The sequence below is a fragment of the Mycobacterium dioxanotrophicus genome (assembly GCF_002157835.1).
Classification (GTDB): domain Bacteria; phylum Actinomycetota; class Actinomycetes; order Mycobacteriales; family Mycobacteriaceae; genus Mycobacterium; species Mycobacterium dioxanotrophicus.
Genome location: NZ_CP020809.1, coordinates 5273182 through 5289655, shown reverse-complemented (window position 1 = coordinate 5289655; position 16474 = coordinate 5273182). Strand labels below are relative to the sequence as shown.

The window sequence follows — 16474 nt, the reverse complement described above, 5'->3', positions numbered from 1 at the left end:
CGCCCTGCCGGGCCGGTCAACGTTGACTATCTCGACGTCGCTTCGCTCGCCCCACGGCGTATCTCCAGGACTCCGGCGGCGAGGAGGTCGTCGATCTCCGGGTCGGACAGGCCCAGCAATTCCGCGGCGATCTGGCGGGTCTGCTCACCCAGCAGCGGGGCCTGACCAAGCGGGGGATCGGCGACCCGCTCGGCATGGATCTGCGCGTTCTCCATGGTGAACGGTTCGGCGCCGTGCGGGTGGAGTTCCTCGCGAAACGCGCGGCGCTGTACGTAGTAGTCCCACTCCGGTACGTCGGCGGCGTGCAGCACAGCACCCGCCGGGACGCCGGCCGTCTGCAACCGCTCCATCACCTCTTTGGGGCACCGCGTCGTGGTCCAGGCACGCACCGCGTCGTCGATCCGCACGCGGTGCCGGTCGCGCCCGGCGCGGTCGGCCAACTGGGGGTCGGCGTGCAGGTCGGGACGCCCGACGGTCTGGCACAGCGCCGCCCAGTCGGCGTCGTCGCGCACCGTGACCGCCACCCACGCATCGGTCCCGGCGGCGGGGAACAAACCCCACGGCGCGTCGTGCTGCGGCCGGTCGCAACGCCGGTGTCCGCGCTGCTGCAGCACGTCGGCCGCGATGTCGGCGCCGAGATGGCTGAGCATCACCTCGGACTGGGCGACGCTCACCGACCCACCGGTGCCGGTGCGTTCGCGGCGCAGCAGCAGCGCCAGGGCGGCCAGCGTGCCGATGCGGGCGCATACGTGATCCGGGTAGACGGTGACGGTGTCGCAGAAGGTGTCGGGTTCGCCCGGGTACACCCACGCGGCGGTGAAACCGGCTGCGGCACGCACCAGCGGCCCGTAGCCGAGCCGTTTCGCCCACGGCCCCGTCGGGCCGAACGCCGAGCTGTCGACCACCACGATGCCCGGGTTGACGGTGCGCAGGGTCGCGTGGTCCATGCCGAGCGTCTCGGCGACGCCGGGTTTGAAGTTGGTCAGCACCACGTCGGACTGGGCGACCAGCCGGTGCGCCAGCGTGCGGCCGCGCCGGCTCCGCAGGTCGATGCCGATCGAGCGCTTGTTGCGGTGCCCCGCGGCGAAGCCCTGTGTCATGTAGGCGAGGTTGCCCCGCAGTCCGTCCGGGTACGCCGAGTTCTCGATCTTGACGACGTCGGCGCCGAGGTCGCCGAACAGCCGGCCGGTGTCACTGCCGACGACGATCACCCCGAGGTCGAGTACCCGCAGCCCTTCCAGCGGCAGCCCTTCGTCGCGCCGCGGCCGGCCGGTCAGCACCGGGGCGGATACGGGCCGTGCGGCACGGTCGGCTGCAGCGTTGAGTGCACTGGCCCGCACGCCGTCGATCTCGGTGACACCCACCGGGACCGGCGCCACCAGTCCGGGGGCGAGCTCGGCGTCGCGCAGGAAGCCGCGCTCGCGGACCTGCTCGGTGGCCAGGGCCTCGTCGAGGGTCAGCACCGCTGCGGTCGGCACACCGTGGCGCTGTCCGGCGGCCTCCAGCTCGGCTCGGGTCTTGTCGGCGCAGAACCGTTCGATGGCCGCGAGCAGCGTTGGCGAGGTGAATCGCTCGCGCAGGCTGTCGAACCGCGGATCGGCGAATTCGGTTGGGCTGCCCATCCATTCGAACATGCCACGCCATTGGCGTTTGGCCAGCAGGCAGATCCGGACGTGACCGTCCTTGCACGCGACGATGGGATAGCGTTGGCGTTCGGCGTTCCAGTCACGGCGTTGGGCACTGATCGGCACGCCGACCGACGCCGTCCCGGCGGTGCCGAACGGCGGGTCGAGGGCCGCCATGGCACCGTCGAGAATCGAGAAGTCGATGAGATCGCCCGCGCCCGTGCGTAACCGGTCGAGGTAGACGCTGAGGACCATCACCGCGGCCTGCGCGGCAGCGACCTGGTACGGCAGCCAGTCACCTGGCGGGACCAGCGGTTCGCGGCCCGGTATGCCCGAGCGCGACAGCTCACTGATCAGGGCATGCAGCACCGGGGTGGTCGCCTGCCAGCCGCTGAAGTCGGTGTCGCGGCCGAAGTCGCTGAGCGACAGGATGACGCATGCCGGGTGGTCGGCGTGAATCCGGTGTACGTCCAACGCCGTTTCTGCCGCCGAACCCGGTCGGGTGTCCTCGATGAGGATGTCGGCGTCGGCGAGCATCTTTGTCCATCGGTGCCGGCCGCCGGCTGTGGTGGGGTCGACAGCGAGGGACCTCATGCCGTGGCGGTCGATGGCCGACCCGAGCGCCACCGCGTCGACATGCGGTCCGATGGTGGCCTGCTCGGTCACCCCGCGCAGGTCGACCGGGGTCACCTCGGCGCCCAGATCGGCCAACAGCCGACCGATGGCGGTCATCGGCCCGGTCGCGAGATCGAGGATCCGGACGCCGGACAGCGGCGGGTCATACGTCATGCGACTCAGCTCCGTCGGGCCTGACGGAACGGGATGTCCCGGTCGACCTCGGGTTCTTTCGGCAGTCCCAGGACGCGTTCGCCGATGATGTTGCGCTGGATCTGGTCGGTGCCGCCACCGATCGAGGTGAAGTAGGCGTTGAGCGTCAGGAAGTTGATGTCGTCCGCCTCGGGGTTGTCGGCACCCGCCAAAAGCGCTTCGGCCCCGATGATCTCGGTCTTCAGCTTGGCCTCGGCGTGCAGGATGCGCGACATCGCGAGCTTGCCGAGCGACATGATCGAGCTCGATGTGCCCTGCGTCGCGGCGGCCTTGGCACGGGCGTTGTTGAGCGCGTTGAGTTCCCGCAACGACAGCACCGTGGCCAGCTCGTCGCGGATCACCGGGTCGTCGAGCCGGTGGTGTTCGCGGGCCAGTTCGATGAGGTTGTCGGCACGGGTGCGATTGCGCGACGCGCGGCCACCGTCACCCATGATGGAGCGTTCGTATGCCAGCGCGGTCTGCAGCACCCGCCAGCCGTTGCCCTCGCCGCCGATCAGGTGGGTGGCGGGCACCGACGCGTCGGTGATGAACACCTCGTTGAAATGGGATTCACCGGTGATCTGCACCAACGGCCGGACCTCGATGCCGGGTTGGCGCATGGGCATGATGAAGAAGCTCAGCCCTTTGTGTTTGGGCACATCCCAGTCGGTGCGGGCGATCAGCAGGCCGTACTCGGCGGTCTTGGCGCCCGACGTCCACACCTTCTGGCCGTTGACCACCCAGCGGTCGCCGTCGCGCACCGCGGTGGTGTGGACTGCGGCCAGATCCGAGCCCGCACCGGGCTCGCTGTAGAGCAGGCACATGCGGCTGCGTTCGGTCAGAAAGTCGTGCAGCAGCGTGCTTTTCAGCTCGTCGCTGCCGAACGCCAGCACGGTGTTGGCGGGGATGTTGTATTTGTCCTGCCGGGCCCCGGGAGCCTTGACGGCCCGGAACTCCTGCTCGATGACGGCGGCCAGGACGTTGGGGTAGCCACGGCCGAACCATTCAGTTGGGTAGGTGGGGGCCGCATAACCGGCGTCGAGCACCCGCTGCAGCCACGCGACGTGCTCTGGTGAACTCACCCAGGGGTCAGCCGTTTTCGGCAGGCCGCGCCAGTTTGCGGCCAGCCAGTCGCGGACCTCGGCGCGCAGCTGCTCGGGACTGGGAACCGTCATGTCAGGCGCCTTTCGAAGCGAGGTAGCGGTCGCGGTGCAGCCGTGGGCCACCGAGCAATGGGATGCCGGTGCGGGCTCGGCGCAGGTACAGGTGAGCCGGATGTTCCCAGGTGAATCCGATACCGCCGTGCATCTGGATGGCCTGCGCCGCAGTGTGCCGGTACGCCTCCGCGCAGGTGAAGCCTGCGAGTGCGATTGCGCCCGCGGCGTTTTCGCTGGCCGCGTCGTGCTGGGCGGCGGCGTGCTGGGCGGCGGAGGTGGCCGATTCCACGTCGAGCAGCAGATCGGCGGCCATGTGTTTGAGCGCTTGGAAACTGCCGATGGGACGGCCGAACTGGATGCGCGTCTTGAGGTATTCGACGGTGATGTCGAAGATGCGCCGGGCCCCGCCGACCTGCTCGCCGGCCAGGGCGATGGTCGCGAGATCGAGTGCGTGCTGCACGGCATGCCAGCCTGCGGTGCCGAGTCGTCGTGCGGGCGCCTGGTCAAAGGTATACGTCGAGAGCGGCACCGTCGGGTCGAAAACCGTTGCGGGGGTGCGGGTGAACCCATCGGCATCGGGCTCCACCTGGAAAATGCCCGGGCCGTCGGAAGTTTCGGCGACCACCAGGATGATGTCGGCGACCTGACCGAAGATGACGTAGTGGGCACTGCCGGTCAGGCTGCAGCCGTCGGCACGTACGGCGACGCCGTCGGCGGTCCAGGAACCCCGACTGCCGGTCACTGCCACGGTCCCGATTCGCGTGCCGTCGGCCAGGCCCGGCAGCAGGCGTCGCTTGTCCTCATCGGTGCCTGTCGCACCGATCAGCGCGGTGGCCAGCACCGCACTGGACACGAAGGGGGCGGGCAGCAGGGCGGCGCCGGTCTCCTCGGCGACCGCTTCGACGTCGAGCGCACCCAGCCCCACACCGCCGTAGGCTTGGTCGACGATCATGCCGGCGACGCCCTGATCGGCGAGCCGTCGCCACAGGTCGCGGTCGAAGCCGTCGTCCGTGACCATCACCCGGCGCACGTCCGCCTCGGTGCATCGACTCTGCAGCAGGTCGCGGACCGCAGCCCGCAACTCCGCGCGCTCGGCAACGCTGGTCGTCATACCGGACCCTCTCTTTCGGTGTCGTGCTCCATGCAACCGTGTCACCGCAGTGGTGTAAATCACGGATTGCGACACCGGCAGGTTTCCGTTCGCGACATGCCCCGGTGAGCGCGTCGGTCGTTTACAAGCGTCGATGTCACCGGCGAAAGTGGGTGGCAGCGAAGCAAGGAGCATCCATGACTGACATCACCGCTGCCATCGCGGGACTCGGCATCACCGAACAGGGCAAGGTGTACGGCCGCTCCGCGCGCCAGTTCGCCGCGCAGGCCGTCCGGCTGGCGGCGGCCGACGCAGGGCTGGAGCTGTCCGACATCGACCGTCTCATCGTCTCGGGTGGTATCAAGGCCGGGGTCGGCATCGACCTGCAGGGTGCGCTCGGCTTGGTGGACCTCAAACTACTCACCGCCATGCAGGGATTCGGGTCGACCGCAGGGCAGATGGTCCAGTACGCGTCGATGGCGGTGCAATCGGGCATGGCCGACACCATCGCGGTGGTGTGGGCCGACAATCCGCTCAAGGAATCCTCCAGCGCTTCGGCAGCATACGTCGCCGCCCGGTCGGTACCCCGCGGCTGGGGCGGCATCACCGCCTCCAACGGCATCACGTCGCCGACCACGATGTACGCGCTGGCCGCCCGCAGACACATGAAGAAGTACGGCACCACATCCGATCATTTGGGCCATATCGCGGTGGCGCAACGGGATTGGGCCCAACTCAATCCGGCCGCACATTTCTACGGCACCCCGCTGACACTGCCGGAGTACCACGCCAGCCGCTACATCGCCGAGCCGTTCCACCTGTACGACTGCTGCCTGGTGAGCAACGGCGGTGTGGCGATCATCGTCACGTCGCTGGACCGGGCCCGGGCGCTGCGGCAACCGCCCGTAAGGGTGCTGGGCTGGGCGCAAGCCCACCCGGGCCGCACCGGGGGCCGTAACGACGACTTCGGATTGGTCAGCGGCGCCGCACAATCCGGTCCCCGCGCGCTGGCGATGGCCGACACCACGCTCGACGAGATCGGCGTCGCGCAGATCTACGACTGCTACACGTTCACCGCGCTGGTCACGCTGGAGGACTACGGATTCTTCCCGAAGGGGGAGGGCGGCCCGGCGATGGCCGAGCCCGGGATGATCGGGCCCAACGGCAAACTCAAGTTCAACACCGGCGGTGGTGAACTCAGCGCGTTCTACATGTGGGGGATGACCCCGCTGCACGAGGCTGTGGTCCAGACCCGCGGCCACGGCGGGCAGCGGCAGGTCGCCGACCACGACCGGGTGCTGGTATCCGGCAACGGCGGCATCCTCGACTACCACTCCACGCTGGTCCTCGGCACCGACAACTAGAAGGGACTTCCCATGCCTGCCTTCGCCATTGCCCGTGACGACGCGACAGCCGCATTTCTCGACGCCACCAAGCGCGGTGAATTCCTGATCGTCAGGGACACCCGCACCGGTGAACTGCTCTCACCACAGTTCGACGTGACCGTCGAGCCGGGCCGCTACGAGTACGTGCCGGCCGCGGGCACCGGCACCGTCGTCAGCTGGGCAGTGGTGCATCAGCGCGGCGCGGGGCGCCTGCCGGTCGGCATCGTCGAGCTCGACGAGGGCCCGTGGTGGTGGACCTCGTTCCCCGAGGCGGACCCGGACGCAGACCTGTACGGCGCACGCGTCGCCGTGGCGTTCGACCTGCTGGGCGAAGGCGAAGCGGCAGAGGCGATTCCGTACTTCCGCGTCGTGTGAGACTCAGCCCAGATCACCGCCTGCCACGGGCAGTACCGTTCCGGTGATGTAGGACGCCTCGTCGGAGGCCAGAAAGCAGATCGCGGCGGCCTGCTCGTCGAGGGTTCCGTACCGGTGCATCAGTGACGAGCCGAGAGTCTGCTCGATGTGCGCGTCGAACCACGCCTGTTCGGTGTCGTTGACCGGAACGGGTGTGCCGCGGGAGATCCGGCGCGGCGGAGCCTGGGTGCCGCCCGGGGCGGTGGCGACGACGCGGATCCCGGCGTCGGCATACTCCATGGCCAGCGACGCGGTGATCGCGTTGATGCCGCCCTTGGCGGCCGAGTACGGGATGCGATGGATGCCCCGGGTGGCCGCGGAGGACACGTTGACGATGGTTCCCGTGCCGCGGGACACCATGCCCGGCAGCACCGCCCGGCAGGCGTACAGCGTGGTCATCAACGAGCGGTCGACCTCGGCACGGATCTCGGCGTCGCTGAACTCGGTGAACGGCTTGAAGTTGATGGCCCCACCGACGTTGTTGATCAGCACATCGATCCGCCCGAATGCCGAAATAGCCTGCTGGACAAGCGAATCAGCACCCTCCCAATGCTCGAGGTCGGCCGTCACCGCCACGGCGGTCAGCTCGTCGGCCAGTTCCTTGACCAGTTCCGAGCGGTCGGCCAGCACCAGCATGCCGCCCTCGGCGCTGATTCTGCGCGCAGTCTGTTCGCCGATGCCCTGCGCGGCGCCGGTGACCACCACCACCTTGCCGGCGAACCGTCCGGGTGTGATGAACTTCGGTTGCTTTGCCGTCCTGGATTTTTCGGCGTCGGCCATGGCGCGGCGCATGGTCTGCTTGGAGCGGTCGGCGTGCGCCACGATGAGGGCCCGGGCGGCGTCGCGGTCGCCCGCCTCGAATGCCGTGACGATGTCCACGTGATCCTGCGCGCACAGCGGGTGACACCACGTGGCGTTGCGCAGCACCTCGCCCATGCGACCCTTGACTCCAAGTGCCTGATAGGCGTGCAGCAGATGCTCGTTGCCGGTCAGGGTGAACAGGTAGTCGTGAAAGGCGGCGTTGGTCTCGGTGTACTGGGCGGCGTCGACGAAGTGGTCGCCGTCCACGTACGGCACGGTGGCGTCGGCAAGGAGGCGGTATCCCGCCAGTTGCCTGCTGGACAACCGGCCCAGGGTCAGTTCGAGAGCGCCGAGTTCCAGTGCCTGCCTGGCCTCGAACAGGGCGTCGGACTCATGTACCTCGGGATGCTCCTCGCCGATCTGGTACCCGTCGTCGGTGACGGGTTCTGTTGGGGTGGTGGGCGCTTCGACGGATGCGAAGATCTCTTGCCCGGCGATGCCTCGGGCGCCGCACGCGATGAGCTCGCCGGTATCGGGCAGGAGGTGTTGGCCGGGTGGGGCGCTCGACACGGCACGTCGGCCTGCCGCGATGTCGGCGGCAGGCAGGACCGTCTGGCCGGCGATCGCGCGGGCGTCGGGTGCGCTCAGCAGGATCTCGGTGGGGGACGCCGAGGGGATGTCGTGCGCAGGCACGGGTTTCTCACCGCGAGCGAGCGCAAACTTTTCGTAGAAGAATCCGCTCACATCGATCCCGAATCCGGTGATGTGTTCGCGCACCGAGTCGACCATTGCCGGTGGCCCGCACAGGTATACCGCGACATCGCCGTGGTAGAGCTGCTCCGGACGCATCAGCGTCATCACCCGGCCCTTGTTGACCGCGGTGCTGGCCGGGTCGGACACGCAGTGCTCCCATGAAAAGCCGGGTAACCCGTCCGCTATCGCGGTCAGCGCGGCGGTCTCGACCACATCGATGTCGGATTTGACGCCGTAGATCAGGTGGATCTTGCGGTGGCTGCCCGCCGCCGCGAGCGTCCGCAGCATCGACAGGATCGGCGCCAGGCCGGTGCCACCGGCCAGCATGAGCACCGGCCGGTCCGCCTCCCGCAGGAAGAACGATCCATGCGGCCCGGTGAATGTGATCTCGTCGCCGACGGCGGCACGTTGAACCAGGTAATCCGACATCAGCCCGCCCGGACTGAGTTTCACCAGGAACATCAAACGGTCATCGTGCGGGGCGTTGGCGAACGAATACGAGCGGGATTCACCGGTGCCAGGCACGTCAATGTTGACGTACTGGCCCGGTAGGAACGCCAACTCGGTGCGGTTCGGGATGTCGACCGAGAAGCGGATGGTGCTGTCGGACAACCGGTCCAGTGCCACCAGCGTGCCGGTGTAGCGCGCGGCCTGGGTCTTGGCGACATCTGAGGTGCTGGCGATCTGCAGCACCAGATCCGAGGTGGGTTTCATGCAGCAGGGCAGGACGTAACCGGCTGCCGCCTCGTCGTCGGAGAGGGCGTCGGTGAGGTAGCTGCCACCGTCGTAGCTGCCCGATTCGCACAGTGCCTTGCAGGTACCGCACGCCCCGTCGCGGCAGTCCAGCGGGATGTTGATGCGTTGCCGATAGGAGGCGTCGGCGACGGTCTGGTCGTCGCGACAGGTGATGAACCGCGTGACACCGTCCTCGAACGCCAGCGCGACCGAATGTGTTGAGGTCATGGCGATCCTAGAAGTGGTAGACATCCACCACGTGGTGGATGTAGTCGTTCTTGAGCACGACGGTCTTGCGCCGGATCAACGGCTGCGCACCCGAGAAGTCGATGGTGTAGAACGAGGTGCCGTAGTACGGGTCGACCGTCTTGTATCGGAAATACATGGTGTGCCAGTTGAATCGGACGTCGACCAGATCTCCGCGTCGCTCGATGACCTCGACGTTGCTGATGTTGTGGCTCGTGCGTGGTTCGGGCAGCGACGTCGCCGAGGACCGTTCGGTGCGGATGCGGAACACCCGGTCGGCCAGGCCGCCTTTGTTGGCGTAGTAGATCAGCGAGATGTCGCGTTGCGGGTCGGTCACGAGTTGGTCGTCATCCGTCCACGACGGCATCCAGTAGACGACGTCGTCGGCGTAGCAGTCCAGCCACTTCTCGAACTCGCGGTCGTCGAGGTAGCGCGCCTCGCGGTAGAGGAACTGTTCGATCGCGTTCTGAGTGATGAGTTTTGCGGCCTGTTCGGTGCTGGTCATGTCACTTCCCGCTGTCGTTCGCCACGGCCGCCCGCATGGTCTGCAGCCAGTACCCGTGCTGGACGGGGTACAGGCCCTCGTCCTCGTTCTTGACCCCGGCCGATACCACGCCGTGCATGCCCAGCGACTCGGCGAGCGGGTCGGGACCGGAAAGCCAGTGTTGCGCACCGCGACTCATGTCGTTCCACGGTGCGGCCGTCGCGCGGAACGTCAGCTGGCAGGACCGGAACTCCTCAAGGTCGTCGGGGGTGGCCATGCCGGAGGCGTTGAAGAAGTCCTCGTACTGCCGGATCCGTTGGGCTCGGGCGGTGTCGCTCTCGCCTTTGGGGGCGATGCAGTAGATGGTGACCTCGGTCTTGTCCGGCGCGATGGGGCGGAAATGCCGAATCTGGGTCGAAAACTGGTCCATCAGATAGAGATTCGGATACAGGCAGAGATTGCGTGAGCCTTTCACCATGAACTCGCCCTTGGCGTCGCCGTGCTGGGCCTTGAGCGCGTCGAGCTGATCCCACAGTGGGCGGTCCTGCGGGTTGGCCGCCCATGTCCACAGGCACAGGTGCCCGTGTGGGAATGACCAGTAGCCGCCACCGGACTTGCCCCACCCTCCGGCGTCGAGCACCTTGGCCTCGTTGGCGGATTCCCCGGTACCGCGCCGGCTGGTGGTGGCCGCGTAGTTCCAGTGCGTGGCGGTGACGTGATAGCCGTCGGCGCCGTTCTCCGCCTGCACTTTCCAGTTGCCGTCGTAGGTGTAGGTCGATGATCCGCGGAGCACCTCAAGGCCATCGGGGGACTGGTCGACGAGCATGTCGATCACCGTCCTCGCGTCGCCGAGGTGTTCGGTCAACGGCAACACATCGGGATTGAGGCTGCCGAACAGAAAGCCGCGATAGTTGTCGAATTTCGCGACCGCCGTCATGTTGTGCGAGCCGCCCTTGTCGAAAGTGTCCGGGTAGCCGGCCCCCTCGGGATCCTTGACCTTCAGCAGTGCGCCGTCGTTGCGGAACGTCCATCCGTGAAACGGGCACGTCAACGTCATCCGGTTGTCCGTCTTGCGCCGGCAGATCATCGCGCCGCGGTGTGCGCAGGCATTGATGAGGCAGTTGAGGTTTCCGTTTTTGTCGCGGGTGATGACCACGGGCTGGCGGCCGATGTAGGTGGTGAAGTAGTCGCCGGGGTTGGGCAGCTGGCTCTCGTGCGCCAGGTAGATCCAGTTGCCCTCGAAGATGTGCTTCATCTCCAGTTCGAAGATGTCCTCGTCGGTGAAGATCCGGCGGTTGGCGCGGAACATTCCGGCCTCGCGGTCGTCGATCACCGCGTCGGCCAACACGGTCTCGACGTGGTGCAGATGCTCGGTGGTCGATGCGCTCATGGGATGCCTCCAGCAGGTCGGATATTGGCACCTTCCCACCACGTGGCGCCCGTCACACCAGGCCTATTGCTAGTCCTGGCCCAGGGCTTGATTGATCAAAAAGATTGATTAATCGAGCGAATCTGTGTCCTTGTTATGTATGGATCCCGCTCCTAGCCTGGATTCAGTGTCGCCGGTCACACCGCGAGGGCGGCGGAAACCCAGGAGGTGGACATGGAGCTTCGGCACCTGCGCTACTTCGCAGCCGTCGCCGAGACGTGCCACTTCGGGCAGGCCGCCGACCAGCTGCACGTCGCGCAACCGGCGTTGTCCTACGCGATCCGGCAGCTGGAATCCGAACTCGACGTGACCCTGTTCAACCGCACCACCCGGCAGGTCGAGCTGACCGCGGCGGGGGAGTTCCTGCAGACCGAGGCCGCGCGCATCCTCGGCGGCGTCGACGACGCGGTGCGCGGCGTGCGGCGCATCGCGGCCGGCCGCAGCGGGCTGATCCGGCTCGGATTGACCGGGACAGCGGCGTTCTCGCATCTGCCGCGCATCGCCCGGGTCGTCAAGCGCGAGCTGCCTGATGTCGCACTGGAGATCCGGGCCGACATGCTCACCCCCGACCAGTGCGATGCGCTGCGGGCCGGAGCGCTCGACCTCGGCGTACTGCGTCCCCCCGCCGTCGGCGCGGACGTGCTGCTGCGCACCATCGAGGTCGAACCGCTCATCCTCGCGGTGTCGGTGGACCACCGGCTCGCGGTCGAGCCAGTGGTGTCCATGTCCGACCTACGCGACGAGCCGTTCGTCGTCTACGGCAGCCGGGACTCGGCCGTCAACGCGGCTGTGCTGCGCAGCTGCCGGGAGGCCGGCTACGCGCCGCATCAGGAGCACCGGGCGCCGGGTACCGCGGTTCTGCTCGCGCTGGTCGCGGCGGGGCTCGGCGTCGCGGTGGTGCCGCAGTCGGTGCGCGCGCTGCCGCTCGACGGACTGGTGTTCCGCGACCTGCTCGACGCCCAGCACGTGGAGCTGTCGCTGGCCTGGCGCACCGGCGAGGACAACCCGCTGCTGCAAGCCGTACTCGACCTGCTCACCACCGCTCTTCTCACCGATTCCGTTGGGAGACAACGATGAAGATCACCCAGATCGACGCCATACCGTTCGCCGTGCCGTATCGCAAACCGCTGAAGTTCGCCTCCGGAGAGGTGCATGCCGCCGAGCATGTGCTCGTGCGCGTGCACACCGACGACGGCATCGTCGGCATTGCCGAGGCACCGCCACGGCCCTTCACCTACGGCGAGACCCAGCGCGGCATCATCGCCGTGATCGACGGCATCTTCGCCCCGCAGCTCGTCGGCCTGGCCTTGACCGAGCGCGAAGTCGCCGCGGCCCGGATGGCCCGCACGGTCGGCAACCCGACCGCCAAGGCCGCCGTCGACATGGCGATGTGGGACGCGCTCGGGCGGACCCTCGGCCTTCCCGTCACCGAGCTGCTCGGCGGCTACACCGACCGGATGCGCGTGAGCCACATGCTCGGTTTCGACGAGCCGGCCCGCATGGTCGCCGAGGCCGAGCGGATGCGCGACCAGTACGGCATCAGCACTTTCAAGGTGAAGGTCGGCCGCAGGCCGGTCTCGCTGGACGTGGCCGTCGTGCGCGCGCTGCGCGAACGTTTCGCCGACACCGTCGAGCTGTACGTCGACGGCAACCGCGGCTGGTCGGCCGCCGAGTCGCTGCGTGCCATGAAGGCGATGGCCGATCTCGGGTTGCTGTTCGCCGAGGAGCTGTGCCCGGCCGACGACGTGCTCGGCAGGCGCTGGCTCGTCGGGCAGCTCGACGTGCCGTTCATCGCCGACGAATCCGTGCCGACCCCGGCCGACGTGACCCGTGAGGTGCTCGCCGGCTCGGCCACCGCGATCAGCATCAAGACCGCACGCACGGGCTTCACGGGCTCGGCCCGGGTGCTGCACCTCGCCGAGGGGCTCGGTGTGGAGGTGGTGATGGGCAACCAGATCGACGGTCAGATCGGCACCGCGTGTGCCGTGGCGTTCGGCGCAGCGTTCCCGCTGACCACCCGCTACGCCGGGGAGCTGTCCAACTTCCTCGACATGAGCGACGACCTGCTGACCGAGCCGTTGCAGATCAGCGACGGGTACCTGCACCGCCCGCCCGGAGTGGGCCTCGGCATCGACATCGACCCTGACAAGCTCGCCACCTACCGCACCGATCAGTGATCCGTCCAACCGCTCCGAGCCCGGCTACAACTCCACAAAACGCGACAAACAGAAGGGAATTGACCATGACCACCACCGAGAAGGCCTCCGCCGCCGCGTCCGGAGCATCGGCCACCGAGCGGTTCCACACCGACAAGTCACCGTTCGAGGCAGTGCGTGACGTCCCGGCGGAGCGCGTCGACATGCTGGCCCGAGAAGTCCTCGACGCCGTGCACGCGACCATCCGCCGCCACCGGGTCAGCTACGACGAATACAACGCATTGAAGGCGTGGCTCATCGGCGTCGGCCAGGACGGGGAGTGGCCACTGTTCCTCGACGTCTGGGTCGAACACGTCATCGAGGACGTCGCGACGTCGCACCGGCACGGCAACAAGGGCAGCATCGAGGGCCCGTACTACGTTCCCGACGCACCGGAACTGGGTGCCGACGCGACGTTGCCGATGCGCGACGGCGAGGCGGGCACGCCGCTGGTGTGGGAGGGCCAGATCACCTCGACCGACGGAAAACCGTTGGCGGGCAAGGTCGAACTGTGGCATGCCGACTCCGACGGGTTTTACTCGCAGTTCGCTCCGGGCATCCCGCAGTGGAATCTGCGCGGCAGCATCTCCACCGGTGCCGACGGTCGCTTCCGGATCACCACCATCCGGCCCGCGCCCTACCAGATCCCCACCGACGGCTCATGCGGCAAGCTCATCGCCGCGGCAGGCTGGCATGCCTGGCGGCCGGCCCATCTGCACGTCAAGGTCTCCGCGCCCGGGCACGAAATGCTGACCGCACAGCTGTATTTTCCGGGCGACCCGCACAACGGCGACGACATCGCCGACGCAGTCAAGCCCGAGCTCATGCTGGCCCCGGTCGCCCAGCCCGACGGCAGCGAGAACGTGCAGTACGGCTTCGTGCTCGACCCGGTGCGTGCCTGATGCTGTTCCACGTCCGCATGGACGTCCGCATTCCCCACGACATGGATCCCGACGTGGTCGCGCACACCGTCGCGCGGGAAAAGGCCTACTCGCAGCAGCTGCAGCGGTCGGGCAAGTGGCCGCACATCTGGCGGATCGTCGGTGAGTACTCGAACTTCTCGATCTTCGACGTCGAGTCCAACGACGAGCTACACACGCTGATCTCCGGGCTACCGCTGTTCCCGTATATGGACATCCACGTGACGCCGCTGGCGCATCACCCGTCCGACATCAACTAGGCGGTGATCTCGGCCGTCACCGCGTCGGTGGCGCGGATCAGATCCGCCGGGGCCAGCGCCACATCCCAGCCGCGCTTGCCTGCGCTGCACAGCACCCGCTCGAAATTCAACGCCGAGGCGTCCACGACGGTCGGCAGCGGCTTGCGCTGACCCAACGGAGAAATCCCGCCGAGCACATATCCCGACGAACGCTGCGCTGCGGCCGGGTCGGCCATCTCGGCCTTCGACACCCCCAGAGCTGCGGCCGCCGCCTTCAGCGACAGCTTGGCCGGCACCGGGACCACGGCCACCGCGAGGCCTGTGGGCAGGGCGATGACGAGGGTTTTGAACACCTGCTCGGCGATGATGCCTGCCGCCGCGAGTTCGGCGACGGCTTCGGCGCCGAACGATTCATTGCGCGGGTCGTGGTGGTATTGCACCACCTCATGGTCGATACCCGCTGCGACGAGAGCCGCGATGGCCGGGGTCGCTGCGCGTGCCACCGGGCCAGGTTAGCCCGAAAATGCCCCAAAACCGCCCGGGAACACAGCGCGCCCTGTGTGCTGTTGTTGCATGCAGCTTCGGTGGCCAGGGTGCTCACCGGAGCTACCTGTCGGTAGCACGCTCTAGGATCGGAAGGGGATTTTGGTGCCAACCGTGTGCCTTGAACGTCCGAATGACATCGGGCAGTTCGGCGGCGCCGCGACAGAAGGGACGGTGTTCCGCACCATGACTGACGTCGACGAGCGGGCTATGTCCGAGCCGCAGGAAACCGACGCGGAGCTCACCGCACGGTTCGAGCGGGATGCCATCCCGCTGCTGGACCAGCTGTACGGTGGTGCGCTGCGCATGACGCGCAACCCGGCCGACGCCGAGGACCTGCTGCAGGAAACCATGGTCAAGGCCTATGCCGGCTTCCGGTCGTTCCGCGAGGGCACAAACCTCAAGGCGTGGCTGTATCGCATCCTGACCAACACCTACATCAACAGCTACCGCAAGAAACAGCGGCAGCCGTCGGAGTATCCGACGGACGAGATCACCGACTGGCAGCTGGCGTCCAACGCCGAGCATTCCTCGACCGGCCTGCGCTCAGCGGAGGTCGAAGCACTGGAGGCGCTGCCCGACACGGAGATCAAGGCTGCGTTGCAGGCACTGCCCGAGGAGTTCAGGATGGCGGTGTACTACGCCGACGTCGAGGGATTCCCCTACAAGGAGATCGCCGAGATTATGGATACGCCGATCGGGACCGTGATGTCCCGGCTACATCGCGGACGCAAGCAACTGCGCGATCTGCTGGCCGACGTGGCCCGCGATCGGGGCTTCATCCGAGGTGAGCAGGTTGGCGCACCGGAGGGAGTGTCGTCATGAGCGACTTTGACGAAAACGAGCGCTGGACGCCTCCGGTCGGTCCCATCGACCCCGAACATCCCGAGTGTGCGGCGGTGATCGCCGAGGTATGGACGCTGCTCGACGGGGAATGCACGGCCGAAAGCCGAGACAAGCTCAAGCACCACCTCGAAGAATGCCCGGCCTGCCTGCGCCACTACGGCGTCGAGGAGCGGGTGAAGCGGCTGATCGCCAGCCGGTGCAGCGGTGAGAAAGCGCCGGACAGCCTGCGAGAGCGGCTGCGCATCGAGATCAGCCGCACCACGATCATCCGGGGCTGACTGACGCAAGGCCCACTAAATGCATGAAGGCCGGGCGGATGGCCCGGCCTTCAGATCGCGTTCGACGCGGTCAGCGCACTGACTTCGAACCGGCATTGGGACGCTTGCCGTGGTTCGCCTGTGAATGCTTACGATCGCGCTTCTTGCGGCCACGCTTGGCCATGATGTTCCTCCAGATGTTCGAGAGCTTGCTCCCCAGTGTCTCACGGCCCGGCTACAGCACCGTCCACCCGGTCTTGTGGTTCGATATAGCCCGGATGTAGACAGCAGCCAGAGTGAGTGGGGTGAAGAATGGCCGAGGACGTTCGCGCTGAGATCGTGGCCAGTGTGCTCGAGGTCGTGGTCCACGAGGGCGACCAGATCGGTGAGGGTGACACTCTGGTGCTGCTCGAGTCGATGAAGATGGAAATCCCCGTCCTCGCCGAGGTCGCGGGCACCGTGACGAAGGTGAACGTGGCCGAGGGCGACGTGATCCAAGCCGGCGATCTGATCGCGGTGATCGACTGACGCTCCAGGATGTGGATGCT

17 protein-coding genes are annotated in these 16474 nt (G+C 67.4%); 9 read left to right on the top strand and 8 right to left on the bottom strand.

Features of this window, described 5'->3' with window-relative positions:
* Nucleotides 1-26 precede the first annotated feature (26 nt).
* From BTO20_RS25770 to BTO20_RS25760, 3 genes are read right to left on the bottom strand one after another with little or no spacing between them, the layout of a single operon-like run.
* Entirely contained in the window at nt 27-2414 is a 2388-nt protein-coding gene (locus BTO20_RS25770) for a CaiB/BaiF CoA-transferase family protein (protein WP_087078862.1), read from the bottom strand.
* A 5-nt stretch (nt 2415-2419) separates the two neighbouring features.
* On the bottom strand, nt 2420-3607 hold the full coding sequence (locus BTO20_RS25765) for an acyl-CoA dehydrogenase family protein (protein WP_087078861.1): 1188 nt from the start codon (nt 3605-3607) through the stop codon (nt 2420-2422).
* Nucleotide 3608: 1 nt separating this feature from the next.
* Nucleotides 3609-4700 (bottom strand): acyl-CoA dehydrogenase family protein, encoded by a 1092-nt coding sequence (locus BTO20_RS25760; RefSeq protein ID WP_087078860.1) that lies wholly within the window; start codon nt 4698-4700, stop codon nt 3609-3611.
* 176 nt (nt 4701-4876) lie between these two features.
* Here BTO20_RS25760 and BTO20_RS25755 point away from each other — a divergent pair, with 176 nt between their 5' ends.
* Together BTO20_RS25755 and BTO20_RS25750 are read left to right on the top strand one after the other, a co-directional pair.
* A complete protein-coding gene (locus BTO20_RS25755; protein ID WP_087078859.1) occupies nt 4877-6043 on the top strand; it encodes a thiolase family protein in 1167 nt (388 codons plus the stop codon).
* Nucleotides 6044-6055: 12 nt separating this feature from the next.
* Nucleotides 6056-6439, top strand: coding sequence for a Zn-ribbon domain-containing OB-fold protein (locus BTO20_RS25750; RefSeq protein ID WP_087078858.1), 384 nt, complete (start codon nt 6056-6058; stop codon nt 6437-6439).
* 3 nt (nt 6440-6442) lie between these two features.
* Here BTO20_RS25750 and benC read toward each other — a convergent pair whose 3' ends face one another.
* Genes benC through benA form a run of 3 tightly spaced genes read right to left on the bottom strand, consistent with a single transcriptional unit; the run spans nt 6443 to nt 10887 of the window.
* A complete protein-coding gene (gene benC, locus BTO20_RS25745) occupies nt 6443-8995 on the bottom strand; it encodes a benzoate 1,2-dioxygenase electron transfer component BenC (protein WP_087078857.1) in 2553 nt (850 codons plus the stop codon).
* Between the two features lie 7 nt (nt 8996-9002).
* Nucleotides 9003-9518 (bottom strand): benzoate 1,2-dioxygenase small subunit, encoded by a 516-nt coding sequence (gene benB / locus BTO20_RS25740; protein ID WP_029373624.1) that lies wholly within the window; start codon nt 9516-9518, stop codon nt 9003-9005.
* 1 nt (nt 9519) lies between these two features.
* Nucleotides 9520-10887 carry a benzoate 1,2-dioxygenase large subunit gene (gene benA / locus BTO20_RS25735; protein ID WP_087078856.1) on the bottom strand — a complete coding sequence of 456 codons (1368 nt, stop codon included), beginning with the start codon at nt 10885-10887 and terminating at the stop codon, nt 9520-9522.
* 213 nt (nt 10888-11100) lie between these two features.
* Here benA and BTO20_RS25730 point away from each other — a divergent pair, with 213 nt between their 5' ends.
* The 4 genes from BTO20_RS25730 to catC all read left to right on the top strand — a co-directional run bounded on the left by BTO20_RS25730 (nt 11101) and on the right by catC (nt 14301).
* Nucleotides 11101-12003: a LysR substrate-binding domain-containing protein gene (locus BTO20_RS25730; protein ID WP_087082666.1), complete on the top strand. Its 903-nt coding sequence runs from the start codon at nt 11101-11103 to the stop codon at nt 12001-12003.
* Nucleotides 12000-13103 carry a mandelate racemase/muconate lactonizing enzyme family protein gene (locus BTO20_RS25725; protein WP_087078855.1) on the top strand — a complete coding sequence of 368 codons (1104 nt, stop codon included), beginning with the start codon at nt 12000-12002 and terminating at the stop codon, nt 13101-13103. The genes BTO20_RS25730 and BTO20_RS25725 overlap by 4 nt, the downstream gene beginning before the upstream one ends.
* 65 nt (nt 13104-13168) lie before the next feature.
* On the top strand, nt 13169-14023 hold the full coding sequence (gene catA / locus BTO20_RS25720; protein ID WP_087078854.1) for a catechol 1,2-dioxygenase: 855 nt from the start codon (nt 13169-13171) through the stop codon (nt 14021-14023).
* On the top strand, nt 14023-14301 hold the full coding sequence (catC, locus tag BTO20_RS25715) for a muconolactone Delta-isomerase (RefSeq protein ID WP_029373619.1): 279 nt from the start codon (nt 14023-14025) through the stop codon (nt 14299-14301). Before catA ends, catC begins: the two co-directional genes overlap by 1 nt.
* Here the strand turns inward: catC and ybaK are convergent.
* A complete protein-coding gene (gene ybaK / locus BTO20_RS25710; protein WP_087078853.1) occupies nt 14298-14783 on the bottom strand; it encodes a Cys-tRNA(Pro) deacylase in 486 nt (161 codons plus the stop codon). The genes catC and ybaK overlap by 4 nt on opposite strands.
* A 226-nt stretch (nt 14784-15009) precedes the next feature.
* Here ybaK and BTO20_RS25705 point away from each other — a divergent pair, with 226 nt between their 5' ends.
* Entirely contained in the window at nt 15010-15648 is a 639-nt protein-coding gene (locus BTO20_RS25705) for a sigma-70 family RNA polymerase sigma factor (protein WP_095533704.1), read from the top strand.
* Entirely contained in the window at nt 15645-15947 is a 303-nt protein-coding gene (rsrA, locus tag BTO20_RS25700) for a mycothiol system anti-sigma-R factor (RefSeq protein ID WP_087078851.1), read from the top strand. Before BTO20_RS25705 ends, rsrA begins: the two co-directional genes overlap by 4 nt.
* 70 nt (nt 15948-16017) lie before the next feature.
* On the opposite strand, the gene BTO20_RS41395 is transcribed toward rsrA, so the two are convergent.
* Nucleotides 16018-16110: a 50S ribosomal protein bL37 gene (locus tag BTO20_RS41395; RefSeq protein ID WP_087078850.1), complete on the bottom strand. Its 93-nt coding sequence runs from the start codon at nt 16108-16110 to the stop codon at nt 16018-16020.
* A gap of 128 nt (nt 16111-16238) precedes the next feature.
* On the opposite strand from BTO20_RS41395, the gene BTO20_RS25690 reads away from it, so the two are divergent.
* Complete coding sequence (locus BTO20_RS25690; RefSeq protein ID WP_029373615.1) at nt 16239-16454, top strand: biotin/lipoyl-binding carrier protein; 216 nt, start codon at nt 16239-16241, stop codon at nt 16452-16454.
* Nucleotides 16455-16474: the final 20 nt, after the last annotated feature.